Origin of the sequence: Mycobacterium lepromatosis, assembly GCF_000975265.2 — a bacterium.
In the GTDB taxonomy this organism is placed as follows: Bacteria; Actinomycetota; Actinomycetes; order Mycobacteriales; family Mycobacteriaceae; genus Mycobacterium; species Mycobacterium lepromatosis.
Genome location: NZ_CP083405.1, coordinates 2,172,499 through 2,190,220, shown reverse-complemented (window position 1 = coordinate 2,190,220; position 17,722 = coordinate 2,172,499). Strand labels below are relative to the sequence as shown.

The following is a 17,722-nucleotide window of genomic DNA, read 5'->3' as shown; positions in this document are numbered from 1 at the left end:
AATATCGGGTGTGTGGATCGAATCCACCTCAACAGTGATGTGCCACATCTGTAGATGAGCGGGCAGGTGATGGCGTTGCTAACCCAGCATCTGGGGCAATCCGATCCTTTCGCATGCGGTTCTGGAAAAGATTGGTATTAGGTTTCACCGGGAGGTAGCATCATTCGCTGAAGACCGTTAATCCTGGTGGTGTGTTTCGCCAGGAATAACCGCAAGATCGACGTGATGTACGCCCGTATTTGGCTGGGCAGGCCGTAGCTGGAGGCGCCGGTAAGGCTGCGATCGAAATGGTCCAGAAGTCGCCTGTTTTACACCGCGACAAACACATCGGGAGTGTAGTTTCTCTTCACCGTATTTCAGCGACGGGTAACGTGTTTTTACTTCTATCTATCTATGTTTGGGACGTTGATTTCGAGCCGGCATCGTCAAGTTCTTCTGTGCCTATTTTCCATATCCAATGAAGATGTAGCTCAACGGGCATGAGCGGACCCAACGGCAGGCGAGCAAAAGCGGTATAGGACTCACCAAATTGTCCAACGAGTTGACTACAATCATCGATCCGTTCGCGCTGCAGGCAATTTGCGATCGGTTGGGTCCAGATGCGATCCAGATGTTCGCCCAACACTAGTGGTCGATGTTGCCGTTGACAGAGCACGGCCGTGGAGGCTATTGGCGGGGGCTATTGATGCGCCGAGTCGAAACCTCACACCCTGGTGGTCAATGTTCCCCGCCGAGCTTGGGGTTCTTCGCGGCCTTGATAGCCGATAACCTCGACATCGGTCGACTGGAAGTGATAAAAATTAAGCTTCAAACGCGGCTAACGCTGTGGAGCAAAGGTGGGTGAGTGACAAAAAAGTATTCACATAGTCACTTACAGCACCGAGGTCAACGTCAACGCCTTCTACCGACACTTGCGCGTCAAATCTAGTCAAATCTATTTGAAGGATGGGGCGGTTGCTGGGCATCAAACCGTTATCAACGACCCCGACGATGCGGGCTGCTGGCGGCACCTATGCCATCTCGATGCGTTACAGGTCCGCGCGCGTAGGCCATAGCCGTCCGCTCGATACGGAACCGGTCAACCAGGGCTGTGTCTTTGCGAGTCTAGCCTTTGAACTGGATCACCCACTCTCACCGAGGATGGCAGCACAGCCCCCCGGCTCTGTGGTTCAGCGCCCTATGCACCAGCGTGCTCACCGACACAAGCATCATCAACAAAAGCCAGTGCAGCTCGGGCCTCGGTAAGAACCGCTACCACCTAACTGACGGACTGCGGTTCGCGATCTTCTACACCCCACGCCAGGCTGCTGCGTACGTTGCTCACCGCCAATCATATACCCGCACTACCGCTGTGGCAAATGGGGTGGCACACCATCGACAAGGCTCGACTCCTACCGAACTCAACCCAAAAACTCCAAGGCACTTCTCAACGTTCTAACGACCAAAGTCACTAGCTAGGTGCCACTTAACTGGCGCCGGTGAACTGCTCAGAAAGCTCTCACAATCGCCGGCCGTCACTGTCTACCGGCTTGTTTGGGCACCTTGGCCGGGCTCGATACCGCCCTGTCGCTTCTTCGAAGCTGCGCGGCTTGCAGAAAGCGCCGTCCCCGGCTTGCGGTGTGGCGGACGCGTGTAGAGCGCGGGCAGAATCCCCTCGTCGATCTCCTCCGTAGGAAGGGCGTGGAACACCATGACGTCCATATGTATCTTGTATTACACGTTCCATTAGTGCAGGCCTTTTGCCGGCCGCGTGAGGGTCTGCTGATCTGCAAGTTGGATCTTAGTCAAGCTGGAATGCGCGGCGTTAGCGGGACCACGCACTTGGTGGCAAAACAATAGCGGCACCAGGTGTGCAGTCAGCGCGAAGTGTCCGAGATGGTTGCTGCCGAACTGCAACTCGAAACTGTCGGCGGTGGTGTCATGATGACGCTGGTATTGTCGATCAGAACGTCTATGGGCGGCCCTCGGCGTTGAGTTGTTCACCCAAAACGCCGCAGCGGTGACAAGCGAATAATATGGGTCGAGGGATTTGATGGCCAGTTTGGCGTCGGGAACCGTGGCGCGGTTGTGGATCGCCATCACGACGTCGGCGCCGACGGCCGATAGCCGCCGAGCCAGCCCGAATCGCAGACCACTGTTTGCCCCGGTGACGATTGCCGGCTTCACCGACAGATCGGGCACGGTGGTGACGAAATCGTTTGCCATGCGTATTACCCCCTTATTTCTGATGGCTCTTAGCGTCCTCTTCGCTTGGCCGCCAGCGAATCCGGGAGGCATTCTGGTGGTATATGGGTGCGTGTTCGATAGCTCTGTCGAGAGCACATCCTCGGCTGGCCGTCGGTGTAGTGTCTGTCTTCGCTTTTCCGTGCCGGTGTGGTGGTGGCTGACCTAGTTCGGCGTGGTGCAGCTGCTCTTGGTGGTGCGTACCGCGTCGATGTCGTATGCGGCTTCCGAGTGAGGGTGATGTCGTGCGCAGGAGTTGGCCCGGACTGGTACTTGCTGGGTCCGGCACCGGTTTGCAGTCCGACAGTGCGGGTGGTGCTGGTGCAGTCAGACAACATTGTCGACTTGCGGGCTCAGCAAGTGGCCAGCGAGACGTTCACCACAACGGTTGCGAGTCGGCTGCCGGATTTGGTGGTTTGGGGAGAAATGTAGTGTTGGACAAGGCGTTACCAGTCACCCCGAAGTCGTGGACCGGCTAATCGATTTGTCGCTGCACGTGGGAGTGGACCTGTTGGTCAATGTCGATGCTGCGGCACCGAGCGGCCGAATCTACAAGTCTGCGAAACTCGTCGGAGAAAACGGAACACTGCGTAGTTACCAGAAATCCCGTTTGGTTCCGTTCGGTGCATATGTGCCGTTCCGGAAAGTTTTTGGCTGGACCACCCACTACACCAAAGTCACCAAAGTCGCTGATGAGGACCGGCAACGGGACACTGGTCCGGTGGTGCTGCGGATTAGCTCGCCGACCACACTCGTGATCGGACCGTTGATCAGCTACGAGACAACGTTTTCCGACCGTGTTCATCGTAAGGTGAAGCTTGGCGCCGAGTTGTTGGTGTATTTGAGTTCCACTTCAACGTTTCACGGGACTTGGGTGCAGCCGCAGCTGGCCGCCTTGCCCGCGGTTCACGTAGTCGAGGTAGGATGTCCGGCGGTGCACGTTGGATTATCGGGCGATAGCTTGGCCTTCGATGCTGGGGGTCGCTGGCTGGCGTGGTTCCCGTTGGGCTACCAGGGTGTGGTCGTGGTCACCGTCTCGTTGGCGTCGAGTGCCCCTCTGTACCAACGGCTAGGATATCAGGTTCTGGTGCTGATATTTCGCGATCCTGGGCTTTGCGCTATTTTGTTGGCGCCCCTTTTGTCGCGATGATCCACTGCGTGGGTGAAGAGCCGACGGCTCGCCAGGATTTCTCTGGCTGTCGCCATCGCTATGTTGGTGGTGTTGGCCGCTGGTTTCGTCGATGGTAACTACAACGTCACCACCGAAGGTCAGGGTCGCAGATTCATGAACTCGCGACTGGCCTTTGATCATCAAAGTTCGTACGGCTTTCTGGTGTGGCTGTTTGTTGCGGTGTTTGTGGTCAGCTTGATCGATTTAGCGCCGTCAGTGACCTGGGTGGCCTGCACCGGGCAGAAGGCGTTCTCGGCTATGTTGTCTCAACTCTTGATGACTACACCGGCCATGATCCTAGGAACTCACTGACTAGAGTGTCTGCCTTGAGTGATTCAAAAAGCTAGTAGCGCTGCGATATTCGGGAACATTGCCTTAGGAAGAGTTCGAGGCTGATAAGCGCAGGGTCCAGGACAGCGGTTAGCTTTATTTGCTGCGAGATTGCCGAGTGTAATTTATGTGTGCGTCCTGTTGTGGGTGGGTTGCGGGGTGATGGGTGTGGGCAGCACGCCGAGTCGCCCTGAGGTGGACTGCAGAATTGTCGGAAATCGGAGAACGAACGTCCGATAGTGCCCGGACCGCCGGGGAACAAGGTGTCGTCACTGAACACCACACCCGTTTCGGAGTCCAACTCGGCGACATACCAGCGCACTGATCCAGGGGGAGTCGCCCGGGGTGTATACTGCTCGCAACTCGGTTCCGACGATACGCCCTGTATCTTCGTCGAAAACATTGCGAAACTCCTTGTTCAGATGCGTTATTCTCTATATCGATGTCATCCTTATGGTGAAACAGAACGGGCGCGTTTAGCGTCTCGCCGAGCTCGGGAGCCACTATGATGTGATTGTTGTGGCCATGGGTACACACCACCGCCACGACGTTGTGTGGCCATCGATTGCCGCCACGATCGGTGCCGAGGAGTGGGGGTGGCGTTGAAAATCACGACCTCGGCGTCGTCACTGACGATTCAGATGTTATTATCGATTTTCCAACTGCCACTGTGGAGTTCGAAGGTCTAGTCGGTGACTACCCGTTCAATCACAGTATGACCACCGAGCGCAGCACTTTACCGCAGTGCATCTTATGGAATGCCTCCTCGACGTCGCCCAGCCCGATGCGTTCGGAGACGAATTTGTCCAATGGCAGCCGACCTTGCAGATAGAGGTCAATCAGGGTGGGGAAGTCACGTTGAGGTAGGCAATCACCGTACCACGATGACTTCAGCGAACCACCATGAGAGAAAAAGTCTAGCAGCGGCATGTCCAGGCGCATGTCGGGCGTCGGTACACCCACCAGTACAACGGTTCCGGCGAGATCGCGAGCGTAGAAGGCCTGCGTCCAGGTTTCGGGCTGGCCGACCGTGTCGATCACCACGTCGACGCCGAAGCCGTTGGTTAGGTTCTGGATGGTTTTGACGACTTCGAGTTCGAGGGCGTTAACGGTGTGGGTGGCGCCGAACGTGCGAGCCCACTCCAGTTTCGTGTCATCGGTGTCGACTGCGATGATCCGGTTGGCACCGACCAGCGCGGCCCCGGCGATCGCGGCATCGCCCACACCGCCGCAGCCGATCACCGCGACGGTGTCGTCTCGGCTCACGGCGGCGGTATTGATCGCGGCGCCCAACCCGGCCATCACCCCGCAGCCCAGCAGGCCGGCGACCGCTGGATCGGCACCGGGATCGACTTTGGTGCATTGACCAGAGTGCACCAGCGTCTTGTCGGCGAAGGCTCCGATGCCCAGCGCTGGGATAAGTTCGGTGCCGTCGGTCAGCGTCGTTTTCTGTTGGGCATTGAATGTGTCGAAGCAGTAGATTGGCCTGCCGCGTTTGCAGGCCCGGCACTGTCCGCACACGGCGCGCCAGTTCAGGATTACGAAGTCGCCCGGCTCGACCGCGGTCACTCCTGGCCCGACGACCTCAACCGTGCCGGCTGCTTCATGGCCGAGCAGGAACGGATACCTGTCATTGATGCCGCCTTCGCGGTAGGTCAGGTCGGTGTGGCACACTCCGCATGCGATGACGTCGACCACGGCCTCCCCCGGCCCGGGATCTGGTACGACGATGTCCACCAGTTCGACGGGTTCGCCCTTCTTGCGCGAAATCACGCCGCGTACCGTCTGACTCATGGTGTCCAACATACGGTTGTAGCGTCTCTTAGTGTGAGGGCAGCCGAGACCTGCTCCGAAACCACCGAAGCATTCGTCGAGAGGACAGTTGCGCTCATGAACAGCGCCAGATTGGCGCTGTTCATGAGCGTCGGAGACCAGACCGCTCTACCGGACACGATGGCCGAGCTTCCGCTCGCCACTAGCACCTAGATCGTGTCCGACGCCGCGCTCAACGAGTGCTACGTCCGGGAGTGGTTGGATGGCACGGCCATCGGGCATGTCGTTGACTACGACGCCGATACCAGGACCTACTCGTTCCCAACCCACCGTGCAGCCGTGCTAACGCGGGCGGCCGGGGTAGATCATCTCGCCTTGGTGGCTCAGTTCATTCCGCTGTTTAGCGGGTTTGAACAGCATCTCATCGGGGGTTTCCGCGTCGACGGCGGCTTGCCCTACGGTGAATCCGCGCTTCCACTTGTTGATGGCCGAGATGAGCGGTACGATTTTTGATGCAGCGCTCGTCGATGTGGTGCTGTCCCTGGTCTACGGCTTTCCGGAACACTTGCGGTCTGGAGCTGACGTCGCCGATTTCGATTGCGGCAGTGGTCATGCGATCAATGTGTTGGTACGAGCTTTCTCCGCGAGCCGATTCACCGGCATCGACTTTTTCGATGAGGCCATTGCGATCCACACCACGGAGGTGGCGCGACTTAGTCTAGGAAACGTGACCGTTGAGAGCCACAATCTGGTCCGGTTAGATAGGGCTGCTGCCTATGATGTCATCATCGTTTTCGACACCATTCACGATCAGACACAGCCGGTGCGGATGCTGGAAAATGATCTATCGCACCCTGCGACCCGGCGATGTGATCCTAATGGCCAACATCAAGGTGTCAAGCCAGCTCGAAGACAATGTCGATGTCTCGATGAGCACTTAACTGTATACGGCCTCACTGATGCACTACCCTCACTGATGCACTACAAGGTGCCGGATTGGATGCGGTGTGGGGAAGGCAGCTGGCCACCACGATGCTCGGCGACGTCGGATTTGACGACGTGCGGGTGGTCGAGATCGAGTCCGACCCGATCAACAATTACTACATCGCCACAAAATTGTTCTATTTAACCTAATGGCAGCTCTGGACGCGATCGATGACTGGCCGGTTCCGACTACCGCTGCCGCGGTGGTCGGACCCACCGGCGTGTTGGCCGCTCGCGGCGACACCGAGCGGGTGTTCGCGCTGGCCTCGGTCACCAAACCACTGGTGGCCCGAGCCGTGCAAATCGCCATCGAGGAAGGGGTTGTCGACTTTGACACCGTGGCCGGTCCGCCTGGCTCTACGGTCCGCCATCTACTAGCGCATGCATCAGGCTTGGCGATGCACTCCAAGTACGTGATGGCCCCGCCCGGCACCCGTCGGATTTATTCGAATTACGGCTTTAGGGTGCTGGCCGAGACTGTGCAGCAGGAGTCGGGGATTGGATTCGGCCGTTACCTCACCGAGGCGGTGTTCGAGCCACTGGCGATGTCAGCTACCAAGCTAAAGGATGGTGCGTGGGCTGCTGGGTTTGGGGCCACCTCGACAGTAGCGGATCTGGCCGCATTCGCTAGTGATTTGCTGCGTCCTGCGACGGTCTCGGCGCAAATGCATGCGGAAGCTACGTCTGTGCAATTCCCCGACTTGGACGGTGTGTTGCCCGGGCACGGCGTGCAGCGTCCCAACGATTGGGGACTGGGTTATGAGATCAAGAATTCAAAACTACCGCATTGGACCGGCACCCTCAACTCGGCCCGAACATACGGCCATTTCGGTCAATCAGGCGGTTTTATCTGGGCCGATCCGGAGGCGGAGCTAGCGTTGGTGGTCCTTACGGATCGCGATTTCGGGGAGTGGGCACTGCAGCTGTGGCCGGCGATTTCCGACGCCGTGATATCCGAGTACGCCCGATAGAGATTGCAGACTAGCGCAACACGGGTCTCACAAGGCACAATAGGCACGCAAGACACAACAAATATCGGCAAGTATCTTGTTCGTCGGGTTCACCAGGTCGTTGGGGAAGACGTCCCTCGTGGAACCGAAGGAGTAGCAGATGCGTGCGTCGAATCAATTTGCCGATGCCACGGCGGGCGTGGTGTATGTCCACGCCTCACCCGCGGCGGTATGCCCGCATGTCGAGTGGGCATTGTCGTCGACCCTGCAGGCTAAGGCGAATTTGGTGTGGACACCGCAGCCAGCAATGCCGGGGCAGCTGCGTGCGATCACCAACTGGATTGGACCGGTGGGTACCGGTGCCAGATTGGCCAACGCGTTGCGCTCGTGGTCGGTGCTGCGGTTCGAGGTCACCGAGGATCCCAGCCCCGGAGTCGACGGTCAGCGGTTCAGTCACACACCGCAGCTGGGGTTGTGGAGCGGGTCGATGAGTGCCAACGGTGACATCATGGTCGGGGAGATGCGACTTCGGGCGATGATGGCTCACGGAGCCGACACACTTGCCGCCGAACTGGATTCGGTGCTGGGAACGGCGTGGGACGATGCGCTCGAGGTGTATCGCGACGGTGGTGACGTCGGTGAGGTGACCTGGCTCAGTCGTGGGGTCGGATAACGGGTGGCCGGTGTGGACGAAGGATCTGTAGCGCGCCGGTGACCGCGGAGATTTCGGCGGGAAGCAGGCACGCGAAATTGCCATCGGCATAGGCATTGATGCTGGGGCACTCAACGTGGATTGACTTGGCACGCGCTGTGCTGACCCCGTCGAGGTTGATATGGGTGCCTTTTACTATAGTAGGGAATAAGTGGATCAGCTTGGTCCTGGGTGCTTCGTTCACCATGGTGATGTCGAGCAGGACGTCGCTGTGATCGGCGTCGGGACAGATCAGCAGTCCCTCCGACATAATTGCGGGTATTGCCGAAGGCTGCGAGCATGATATCGCTCTCGATTTCCCGGGTTCCGTCGAGGACCAACCGATACGGCAAGGGTCGCAGCTGTGGCAGTTCGGCGACTATCACCAGATAGTAGCGCAATTGTCCTTGTGAACAGCGCATTCTGTTGGCGTGATCGGTCACCAGTGAATCGAATCCAGTTGTCGCTACAGCGCCAACCACTTGTACCACTTTTTGCTTCCCTCGCCACACTGAATCTTGCTCAAGTCAAAGGTTTCTGTCCAGCCATCAACGATGATATTGGCAGCAGCTTCGGGATCCTTTGTAGGAATGTTGAATTTACGAGCATGATCGTTACCGGTTCCAGCTGGGATGATTCCCATCAGAATGTCGTTGCCTGCCAGGACCTGCAGTGCGTTGGAGATGGCGTCGTCACCACCAGTCACTACCACCGCGTCGGTGCCTTTCTCGAGTGCCGTGTCAGCGAGATATCTTGTATTTTCAGCATCATCACCGATGATTTCCACGATCTTCAAGTCGTGCTGTCGCAGCCAGTTGATCGCGTGTCGTGCCGCTTCTATTGCATTGCCATGCCCCGACAGGGGATTGGTCAACACAATCATATGGGCGATTTCGCGCTGGCGTACTTGGGTTACGGAATCAGCTTGCCGGTACCGAGAATTTCGTCCAGATCCAACGTCGCATTGATCGCACGCAACACTTGTATACCCCAGATCGACCACTCTATTGTGCATCCAAGGTCGGTGGTCGGCGTGCACCGCACGGTTGTGGGTGATGTTTCCGCCGGTGGCCATGATCGCATCCAAAGCGGTCTTCTTGGAGGCCCGCCACTGCTCGATCGGATTGTCCCGCTGCTCGGCGACGACCGTGCAGTACAATGACACACCGCTGGGGTACACGTGCGACACGTGACAGATCACCAGAGCCGTTGTGCCCAATGCGGTTAACGCGCTGGTCAGCGCGTCGGTGACCGTGGTCTTAAGCGCGGGAATGTTGGACCATTTGGTGGCGGTCTTGAGCGTCTCGCAGAGCGGGCTTGCTGCTAGCAGGGCTTCGCGCAGGTATGGCACGGCGAATCAGTCGCGCTCCCCCCCAAGTCTGTACTGGCCCCTCTCTCAGCGATGTGCCGCTCTGGGCCGTGTCAGCAGTGCACCGGTTTCGGCCTGCCGGTTCTCGACGTGTTCCTTGGTGCCTTCGAACACGGTGACGTCTAAGCAGTCGCCAGTGATTTGGCTTTTGCCGATCGACTTGGTGGTGGCGAGATTGGCCCTTGTCTTAGCCTTCTCAGAGAGTCGAATAACGGTGGTATCGGTGGACCGCCCGCAGTGCCGTAACCCGGGTCTCGAAATCGAGGAACGACCACGCTTCGTATTAAACGGTCTGCAGCGCGCGGTTACATGACCACCGTACCTGGGTTATGATGTCTGAGGCGCCCTTGGGGTCTATCAGTATTTGCCGCAGATCGGGGATCCCGCGGCTTAGAAGAGCGCGCTGCCCAGGGCCAGTGTGCCAATCGGGGTAGACTACCCGTAGCCCAAGAATCACGTCGTTGAACTGGTCATACCCAGTCGAGTTCTGGCCGGACGATCGGGTTCCGCGAAGCCTCTGATAGAGGCGAACTCAAAGCTTTGTGGGGTGGAACCGGATAAGGTCCGGACCCGGCCCCCGCTGGGCCAAGTTAGTCACCGCAATGAGGAGGGTGCCATACACCAACCGGCAATCGGCAACTTCAACAGTGTTGAACCTGTTCTTAAACTGCTGGGTTCCCACCTGATCGATCGAATACTTTACTGGCTCGGGGGGTAGGGCCGTCGATCAGAGGAGGCTTGAGGTACCCGGTTTCGAGAACATCCCTAAATTTTTTCTATGCCCCAGTCCTTGATGAGGAACTTCAGCTGTGTCTTAATCCGCCGGTAGCCGGAGTCACGAAACAGTGAGGTGATTTCTGACCATACTTCGGGTATCTTGCTCCGCGTCACCCAGGAGCCGGCCCGCTGAATCAGTATCGGGTTGGTCGACAGATCACCGCCGACCCACAGGTCCAGGTCGGGTCCGTGTGCAGGATGGTTGACGCAGATAACGCTATGTCGTTGATCTCGTGCGCGATATACTCCAGGCTGAAGATAGGCTGTCTTGTACTTGCGCGGCAAATCCATGAAGTCCGGTTTGCCCATGTAGCAGTGCACGATCTCGTCGATTGCCCAGGTCTGGTTCAGTACCTCGTCCAGTGATTCATCGGCCAGTGGTTAGCCGAGCACTACCTGCGGGCAGTTGCCGCACGCCTTGGTAGCCTGTAGTTTGTCCTCGTCTAGCTTCCGCGAGATTTCGGTAAAGTTTTCCACCTCGATCCAGAGGTATTGCACATTTGCCCGAATCAAAGATGTCGGCGGTATCGCGAGCGAACTCGGTCGAGATTTGGTCCAGCGTGCAAAGCGCGTCAGTCGAGATCGTGCACCCTGTCGCAGTGTACCTGCAGCATGAAAGTATTCGGTTTCCAGCCGATCGATGTTTTCGTCATTAGTCCAGCTGCCGTCATAGGCCTGCTCACGCTGAGTATAGAGGCCCCACCAGCAGAAGAGTCCACGCAGAGGTTTTGTTAATGCTGTCGATTTAGTTTTGGCGTATATGTTTTCGATGTGTTCCCGCACGTTGAGCGGGTTCCCGGGCTTCTTGAGTTCTTCGTTAGCGTTGAGCGGCGCATGATTTTTCAGCGCCTTCATGGCCCTAGGTGTGAGCTTTTGCCAGACGGGCTGCAGTCATCCGGGGGTTTTCCTTCACGAATGTTGCCGGCGTGGACCGTGCAACTCAGTGAGGTGTTTTGGCGACGCAGATTTAATGGGTAGCGGGTAGTACAAGTTGTGGAGTCTACAGCATCAAGTCAGACAACGACAGCTGCGGACACGTTTGAGATCGATGTGCTGTCGCGCTACCAGCGCAGTGCGCATGTTATGGTCTAGTCTAGGAATAGCGACGATCACACCGCTATTCTGTCGTAGATAACGGTGTTGGCCACTCAACCAGGTGAAATTTTTCTTCTTCACGAGGATTACGATAATGATAAGATGATTAAATTAGTTAGTATAAAAATACCGAATCAAACCTGAATGATCGGATAAACAAAACCGAGAATCCGCTGAGAAGCATGGCACCCTTGCGACGTTGTCCGTCAACAGTAATGTGGTTGGGTCAGTGACAGGAGTGCGGGTATCGGGTATAGGAATTACTGATGACTGTTGGAGAGCAATAAAGTTCATTGAGGGCGCTTGCTTGACTGGGTCACCAGATCATCATTTGGTATGACTGTTCGTGAGGTACCGGTGAAATTGCCTGGCGTGCAGCCCAACGCCGGATCGCCTTTCGGGGTGTATGTGCATGTCCCCTTCTGCATAACCCGTTGTGGCTATTGTGATTTTAACACCTACACTCCGGCCGAACTGGGTGGTGTCAACCCCGATACCTGGTTGGCGACATTGCGGACTGAGCTCGAACTGGCGGCTGCTCGGCTGGTTGCGCCCACAGTGAACACCGTGTTTGTCGGTGGAGGAACGCCATCGCTGTTGGGTGGTGGGCGCCTGGCCACGCTGCTCGACATGATGCGGGAGCATTTCGTGCTGGCACCGGATGTCGAGGTGAGCACTGAGGCCAATCCTGAATCCACCTGGCCGGAATTTTTCGAAACGATCCGCGCGGCTGGTTACACGCGAATATCACTTGGCATGCAGTCTGTGGCGCCACGGGTGTTGGCCGCTCTCGGTCGGGTGCACTCACCTGGCCGGGCATTGACTGCGGCTCGCGAGGCGGTGGCCGCAGGCTTCGAACACGTCAACCTCGACCTGATCTACGGGACGCCGGGGGAGTCTGATGATGACTTGGTGTGTTCTGTCGACGCTGCACTCGAAGCCGGTGTCGATCACATATCTGCGTATGCCTTGGTGGTCGAGGATGGCACCGCGTTGGTGCGGCGGATCCGGTGCGGTGAGCTGACCACTCCCGACGAAGATGTGTTGGCGCATCGTTACGAGCTGGTCGACGCTCGCCTTTCCGCTGCTGGGTTGAGCTGGTACGAGGTGTCCAACTGGTCTAGACCAGGCGGTGAATGCCGGCACAACCTTGGCTACTGGAACGGCGGTCAATGGTGGGGAGTAGGACCGGGGGCGCACAGTTACGTCGGCACAACGCGCTGGTGGAATGTTAAGCACCCCAAAGCCTATTCCCAAATGCTGGGCAATGCAATGCTTCCTATTGCGGATTTCGAACAGCTTGGTGCGGATGCTCTTCATACTGAAGATGTACTGTTGAAAACCCTTCTACGCCAAGGTATTCCCCTTGCTCAGCTGAGGGCTGTCGAACGCAAACGCGCCGATGATGTGGTCGCTGAAGGTCTGTTGGTATTCGAGGGGGACAGTCTGGTTCTTACCCTCCGCGGAAGGCTGCTCGCCGATGCGGTGGTGCGCACGCTGCTGGGATAACCCGACGGATTACTCCGTTTGCAAATTAGAGCTAGTGTCCGATCATCTGGTTGATCTCAGTATACAGCCGGATTACAACTTTGATGTTTTAGGAAAAAGTCAAACCCAATTATGCTGCCAGCGGCAGGTTTGGGCTGACCTCGGGGATCGTCAGCAGCCAGATCGCGAGGACGACGATGTAGAACGTTGTTCCACATAGCACCGCGAACAGCATGTAGGTTCCCGGTTTGCACCCGGTGTGGGGTAGGCTATGCGCGAGGATGATCCCAAGCGGGGTGAAGGGATTTAGGCACCAGCAGGTCAGACATGATGAAGCTGAAGCCAGCCGATTGCAGGTCGTTTAGCTGCCCGGTATGCCGCTATACTTATCTCGAGCAGGAACAGACACAGCACGCCCTGGAAAGCCAGGACCAAGAATTTGTCTTCGTCTTGAACGACTTGAATTGTCTCTGCAGCCTGCTGATGAGTGATGCCGCCGCTGGGAAGGACAAGTCCAGGTTTGAGGACAGTTTCCTGCGACCGCTTACGAGAGAATACGGGCATTCTCTGGGGTTCCTCCATCGGCGCGCTTTAGTTGGGCTACCTGTTTGTATGCGCTAGTTTTTCTTCGAGAGTTGCAGCTTTTGCTCGACGTCCCGTTCGTTCTGGGCCTCCAGGGTTTGGCTATACAGCGGTCGCCGCATGGTCCGATCCCTGCTGTGACCGGCGTGGTGTAGCCTGACTTATTGGGCATGTACCCGACTTGGTTTTTACACCCTTGTGCCGGAGTCGCACGACAAACTCTACTGCAACTAGGTACTTGGAATGTCCATCACCGCAAGCATGGCTAGGCAAGTTGTATATGGTCTCTGTCGAGTACGCACGTAATCACCAGCGAACAGTCGCTACGTCCACTCTCCGCATCCAGCTCAAACGGCTCAAGAACAACAAGTAGGCGAGTCTTCTGATGAGGAAGTTCAACACGAAGACGAGCACTAAAAAGCCAGCGATGTTGTTGATTTCGCTATGTTTGACCTCGGCTAGTTCTTCGTATCCGTACCAGCCGATGGCCAGCAAAAGGTACTATGGGAGGTCAAGCTCTGGTAGATCGCATACGGAAATTCGAAGCTTGCCTTCTGGACTGGGATCAAGAACCTGCAGCAGAAGAACAGCAGGAGTGGCTTGAACAGGTTGTGGGTGAAGTTATCCCAAAATTCTTGAAAAATTTGAGAATTCTTGAAGCATTTGAGCGGCTCTCTTGTGCTTGCTACCGTGATCACGCAAGTATCGAATGTCAGCGGAGCTGACCAGAGAACATCCAGGCAAATGTCGAAATTTAGACTTGCTCAGGCCAATCCGCAGTTCGGTACACACGCGGGTTTGTGCGCTCGATGTTCGAATGTACCCTGTAAGCTTTGATAAGGGGCGGCCGAGACAGTTATCAGGATCACTATATGGGCGTTCGAAACCAGCGAAGGGTGCACCTCGACGCAGCTTTTACGATATAGCACGACTTGCCATCCCGACTACACCGCGGTTTGGTCTGAATATGGCTTAGAGCGGCGTGGTGTTCGCAGTATTTTTCGTAGCCGTCGTCCCACCCGTGGCTGGAGCGCTGAATCATCTGAGTCGGTCGGCCGTGCACCTACGGTCTGGCCAGCGCGGTGTCGCTGCTCAGCCTAAGCCTCACGTTCATCCGGGACGACACCGACTGTGATCCGCTGGTCTCGCTGTGTCCTGCACTGGCGTGTTCTGGGAGCAATCCTACGCGACTGGATACTCTGCCGAAGCCGGTGGTGCGGAGCGATCCAGTGGGGTTGGGTTATATCGGACGTTCTACTACCTGAGTGGGCGCGTTGGAACCGTGGCGCTTGCGCCGCTTTACCCGTGGGAGGGGTGCCTGGGCCTGCTTCAGTGTACTCGCCGTCGTGATCATCATTTAGCATGGTCGTCGCGTACGTCGCCTGGCGACTGGAGCGGATGCACCGAGTGATTGGACCTGGACGCCGCCGGTGGTGGCGCGAGTTGTTCATGCGGCAGTATCAGTGCCGACATCGCTTGCCCAACGGGGGTTAACCAGGCTTGCTAGCCGAAGATAGAAGATCTTGAGTTGCTGCATAGTTTCGACACAGGTTGCTCAGCGCAGCCGAACCTAGCTCGAAGGTAGCATGGTAGCTCGAGATACAAAACACATAGGGACAAGGTGCGCACCAGGTACATCATCCATAGAACACATGAACAGCTTTGTCAGTCTGTGATCGTCCGCCACAGTGCATCCCAATCGAAGAGAAAGAGATGACCATGAAGTTCATCGCCACCTATGTGGTGCTGGCCATACTCGGAGTCGCCGCCGACGGCCTGACGTCGATGGCTATCCCGACGGACCCGGCTGCGTCCCACATACAACCCGCTGCCTTCGGTGTGCCGCTTCCGGAAGATCCGGCCGCGGATGTGCCGACCGCAGCTGAATTGACCAAGTTGCTCGATAGCATTGTCAATCCAGATGTTTCGTTCGTGCACAAGAGCAAGTTGGTCGAAGGCGGAATCGGTTCTGCAGAGGCTCATATTGGCGACCGCGAGCTGAAAAAAGCGGCCCAGAACGGTGACCTGCCGTTGTTGTTCAGCGTGACGAATATTCAACCGGGCACCGGTGGTTCAGCCACGGCTGACGTTTCCGTTTCGGGTCCGAAACTCCACCCTCCGGTGACGCAGAACGTCACCTTCATCAATCGGGGTAGCTGGATGCTGTCGCGCCACTCCGCTATGAAATTGCTGCAGTTCGCGGGGCGCTAAGCACCGCGAATCCCGTCACTGTCTGCGCTTTACCGATTCAAGGCGTTCAGGTCGAGTTTGTTGATCTGCTGCCGATCGACCGCACGTCGATCGCGGCGATCCGCCCGTCGCGTATGACGAACCCCATGATCGTTGTTGCTTGACCGGCCGCGTAAATGACCGTGTTGACGGCGCCTTTGGATGGTCGCAGCGCGCATTTCGCGTTCCGACAGCGCATAGCTGCGAGCCAGTTTGGCGCCTGAGGGGCACAACTTGGACAGCACGGGCCCGGCGGCACCGGGTCCGACATGACCGCGCAGCACTACGCCGGTATGCGGCACCGACACCAACCGGTCGAAGTTGCCGCTATGTCCGGCTGCGCATAACGCGTTGACTGCTTCGCATTGCGCGGCGATGTTTCCGTCGAGAACCGAATCCGTGTGCTAGATGCTTCGGTGCACGACTGGTCAGCCAGGTCTCTAGATTGACATGGTTGAACTCGGACTCCTCAGTGCTGCTCAGCTGTAGTCACACTTCCTTTACGGCGTCTTGAGCGTCGACCGAGCACAGCATGCGGTATTCGAGGACGTCCGACTGGCGATTAAGGCTTTGCTTCGAAGCGCGCCATCAAGGGCGTCTCGGACCCATCCGCAATCATTTGCCGTTGGCATCCGGCTGCTGGCTGTTGTCAGGGAGCGCGCAGACCCGGCTGGTGGAAAAGCCAGATAACCTGATGCTGAGCGTGAGGTTGAAGTGGGCTCGCAGGTTGCCCAGCGTGGATGACGTGGGTCAGTCTCACCAGCTGGACGGTGTTGCAGTAGAGGAGGCGCAGCGCATCTAAAAACTCGTAGCTCACTTCAACCGGGGTGCAGCTAATCGCGGTGGCGTATTCCAGGATCAGTTTGTCGACCTAGGAGAAGTAGGAGGCGTTCTGGTAATCGGCCATAGCCAGCAGTTCTTCGTTGGTGATCCTCCACTCGCGGACGATCTGCGAACCCAGGTCGATGCAGAATTTGCAGTGAATCGTTGTCGATGCTTTCCAGCTAGGCCAGCGAGCGGTGGCGCCGATGGAGAATACCCAGTTTCGATTCAGCCTGCGTTAGCCTGCTGTAAGAATTGAGCATACGCGTATAGCCGCAGCGATTCGAGCATTTTGCCAGTTTCCAGACCAGCCGTCTGCGGCCAACTTCCACTTAGTGAAGAAAAAGGCGATTTTGGCGCTCAAGCCGGCGTCGTGGTCGGCGACTCTGATCAGCCGGGACATGGCGAACTTCCTGATCTCGAGCTAAGATTGTTGAGATTTTGATTTTGTCTTCACCTAGTCGACACCTGGTGGCCACGAAACGTGACCGGTTTACCAATGGCACTCGGGCCTTAGGTCCGTTTGCCCATCGGTAGGTTCATGTCAAAGATCTTCCGCATGCAGCACCGTGCGATTGTTTAGCGCGGTGCGCACTACACCTATGCAGGCTATCTTCGCGATAAGTGCCCCCTTGCCACCTCACGGCATGCGAGAAAAGGTTGTCATAGAACGTGGACTCTTCCGACAAAAACCGGTTGAGCGCGAGAACGGTCGTTGTGGTAACCAAGTTGTCGAGCCTAATCTGCTGCGGCAGTATCTTTGCCCAGTTCCGGTAGGACAGCCCATGCTCGGGGGTATGGCTTGCCGTCCTTGGCGTTTTTGAAGACCATCTGTGCAACTTCCGTTGACGCGTCACTCAAACTCGACTAGGTGTCATGAGCCTAGCAGGTTAGCCGGGAAAATCCTGGGCCCAGTAGGTCGCACTCTGGCTGCACGGAGGGCTGTCGACAACCTTGGCTGCTCCAAGACAAAACATCAATGATGACCTTAGCGTTCAGGTTGGTGAGGTAATTGGCTCAGGCGCATCGAGTTAGGTCGATCCAAGACAACCGTCGCTGCGCGTAGGCGGTCATCGCCGACAAACGTTTCTCTAATCGGTCGATCAAGACGCCGATCTGTGGTGGTGTCGCAAACATGAATGCGGTATTCTTGCACCATCACTGATTCCAGCGGGTTCGCAGGTGTCGGTGAATTCTTCGCTTAGTGACAGCACAATGTCCATTGGGGTTGTGTGGGT

The 17,722-nt window shown here is 57.0% G+C and carries 11 protein-coding genes and 8 pseudogenes; 7 read left to right on the top strand and 12 right to left on the bottom strand.

Going from position 1 to position 17,722, the window contains the following annotated elements; genetic code table 11:
* Nucleotides 1-1,498: 1,498 nt before the first annotated feature.
* A pseudogene (locus tag MLPF_RS10485) lies at nt 1,499-2,205 on the bottom strand (Rossmann-fold NAD(P)-binding domain-containing protein).
* Between the two features lie 255 nt (nt 2,206-2,460).
* Here MLPF_RS10485 and lnt point away from each other — a divergent pair.
* Both lnt and MLPF_RS10475 read left to right on the top strand, forming a co-directional pair.
* A pseudogene (gene lnt, locus MLPF_RS10480) lies at nt 2,461-3,322 on the top strand (apolipoprotein N-acyltransferase); the annotation flags it as partial.
* A 63-nt stretch (nt 3,323-3,385) separates the two neighbouring features.
* Complete coding sequence (locus tag MLPF_RS10475; protein WP_050039217.1) at nt 3,386-3,706, top strand: hypothetical protein; 321 nt, start codon at nt 3,386-3,388, stop codon at nt 3,704-3,706.
* A 143-nt stretch (nt 3,707-3,849) separates the two neighbouring features.
* On the opposite strand, the pseudogene MLPF_RS10470 reads toward MLPF_RS10475, so the two are convergent.
* Together MLPF_RS10470 and MLPF_RS10465 are read right to left on the bottom strand one after the other, a co-directional pair.
* Nucleotides 3,850-4,379: pseudogene (locus tag MLPF_RS10470) on the bottom strand (MBL fold metallo-hydrolase).
* 53 nt (nt 4,380-4,432) lie between these two features.
* Nucleotides 4,433-5,518, bottom strand: a complete 1,086-nt coding sequence (locus tag MLPF_RS10465; RefSeq protein WP_045842638.1) for an S-(hydroxymethyl)mycothiol dehydrogenase — start codon at nt 5,516-5,518, stop codon at nt 4,433-4,435.
* A gap of 96 nt (nt 5,519-5,614) precedes the next feature.
* On the opposite strand from MLPF_RS10465, the pseudogene MLPF_RS10460 reads away from it, so the two are divergent.
* From MLPF_RS10460 to MLPF_RS10450, 3 genes and pseudogenes are all read left to right on the top strand, one after another.
* Nucleotides 5,615-6,631: pseudogene (locus MLPF_RS10460) on the top strand (class I SAM-dependent methyltransferase).
* A complete protein-coding gene (locus MLPF_RS10455; protein WP_045842608.1) occupies nt 6,631-7,452 on the top strand; it encodes a serine hydrolase domain-containing protein in 822 nt (273 codons plus the stop codon). The pseudogene MLPF_RS10460 and the gene MLPF_RS10455 overlap by 1 nt, the downstream one beginning before the upstream one ends.
* A 139-nt stretch (nt 7,453-7,591) precedes the next feature.
* Complete coding sequence (locus tag MLPF_RS10450) at nt 7,592-8,104, top strand: DUF3145 domain-containing protein (protein WP_045842609.1); 513 nt, start codon at nt 7,592-7,594, stop codon at nt 8,102-8,104.
* On the opposite strand, the pseudogene MLPF_RS10445 reads toward MLPF_RS10450, so the two are convergent.
* The 4 genes and pseudogenes from MLPF_RS10445 to MLPF_RS17690 all read right to left on the bottom strand — a co-directional run bounded on the left by MLPF_RS10445 (nt 8,085) and on the right by MLPF_RS17690 (nt 11,123).
* Nucleotides 8,085-9,005 (bottom strand): annotated as a pseudogene (locus MLPF_RS10445) (diacylglycerol kinase). The gene MLPF_RS10450 and the pseudogene MLPF_RS10445 overlap by 20 nt on opposite strands.
* Before the next feature lie 29 nt (nt 9,006-9,034).
* Nucleotides 9,035-10,046: pseudogene (locus MLPF_RS10440) on the bottom strand (FAD-binding oxidoreductase); the annotation flags it as partial.
* 210 nt (nt 10,047-10,256) lie between these two features.
* Complete coding sequence (locus MLPF_RS17695) at nt 10,257-10,589, bottom strand: hypothetical protein (protein WP_237817188.1); 333 nt, start codon at nt 10,587-10,589, stop codon at nt 10,257-10,259.
* A gap of 60 nt (nt 10,590-10,649) precedes the next feature.
* Nucleotides 10,650-11,123, bottom strand: a complete 474-nt coding sequence (locus tag MLPF_RS17690) for a hypothetical protein (RefSeq protein ID WP_050039214.1) — start codon at nt 11,121-11,123, stop codon at nt 10,650-10,652.
* Nucleotides 11,124-11,699: 576 nt separating this feature from the next.
* Here MLPF_RS17690 and hemW point away from each other — a divergent pair.
* Nucleotides 11,700-12,872, top strand: coding sequence for a radical SAM family heme chaperone HemW (hemW, locus tag MLPF_RS10425; RefSeq protein ID WP_045842610.1), 1,173 nt, complete (start codon nt 11,700-11,702; stop codon nt 12,870-12,872).
* A 300-nt stretch (nt 12,873-13,172) separates the two neighbouring features.
* Here the strand turns inward: hemW and MLPF_RS17685 are convergent, their stop codons facing one another.
* Both MLPF_RS17685 and MLPF_RS17680 read right to left on the bottom strand, forming a co-directional pair.
* Complete coding sequence (locus MLPF_RS17685) at nt 13,173-13,415, bottom strand: hypothetical protein (protein ID WP_427901937.1); 243 nt, start codon at nt 13,413-13,415, stop codon at nt 13,173-13,175.
* A 324-nt stretch (nt 13,416-13,739) separates the two neighbouring features.
* Nucleotides 13,740-13,928, bottom strand: coding sequence for a hypothetical protein (locus MLPF_RS17680; protein WP_082082311.1), 189 nt, complete (start codon nt 13,926-13,928; stop codon nt 13,740-13,742).
* A 1,218-nt stretch (nt 13,929-15,146) separates the two neighbouring features.
* Here MLPF_RS17680 and MLPF_RS10410 point away from each other — a divergent pair.
* Entirely contained in the window at nt 15,147-15,644 is a 498-nt protein-coding gene (locus MLPF_RS10410) for an MTB12 family secreted protein (protein ID WP_045842611.1), read from the top strand.
* Between the two features lie 29 nt (nt 15,645-15,673).
* Here the strand turns inward: MLPF_RS10410 and MLPF_RS10405 are convergent, their stop codons facing one another.
* The 3 genes and pseudogenes from MLPF_RS10405 to MLPF_RS10395 all read right to left on the bottom strand — a co-directional run bounded on the left by MLPF_RS10405 (nt 15,674) and on the right by MLPF_RS10395 (nt 17,315).
* Entirely contained in the window at nt 15,674-15,970 is a 297-nt protein-coding gene (locus tag MLPF_RS10405) for a hypothetical protein (RefSeq protein WP_045842612.1), read from the bottom strand.
* Between the two features lie 307 nt (nt 15,971-16,277).
* A pseudogene (locus MLPF_RS10400) lies at nt 16,278-16,887 on the bottom strand (carboxymuconolactone decarboxylase family protein).
* Between the two features lie 110 nt (nt 16,888-16,997).
* A pseudogene (locus MLPF_RS10395) lies at nt 16,998-17,315 on the bottom strand (type II toxin-antitoxin system VapB family antitoxin).
* Nucleotides 17,316-17,722 lie beyond the last annotated feature (407 nt).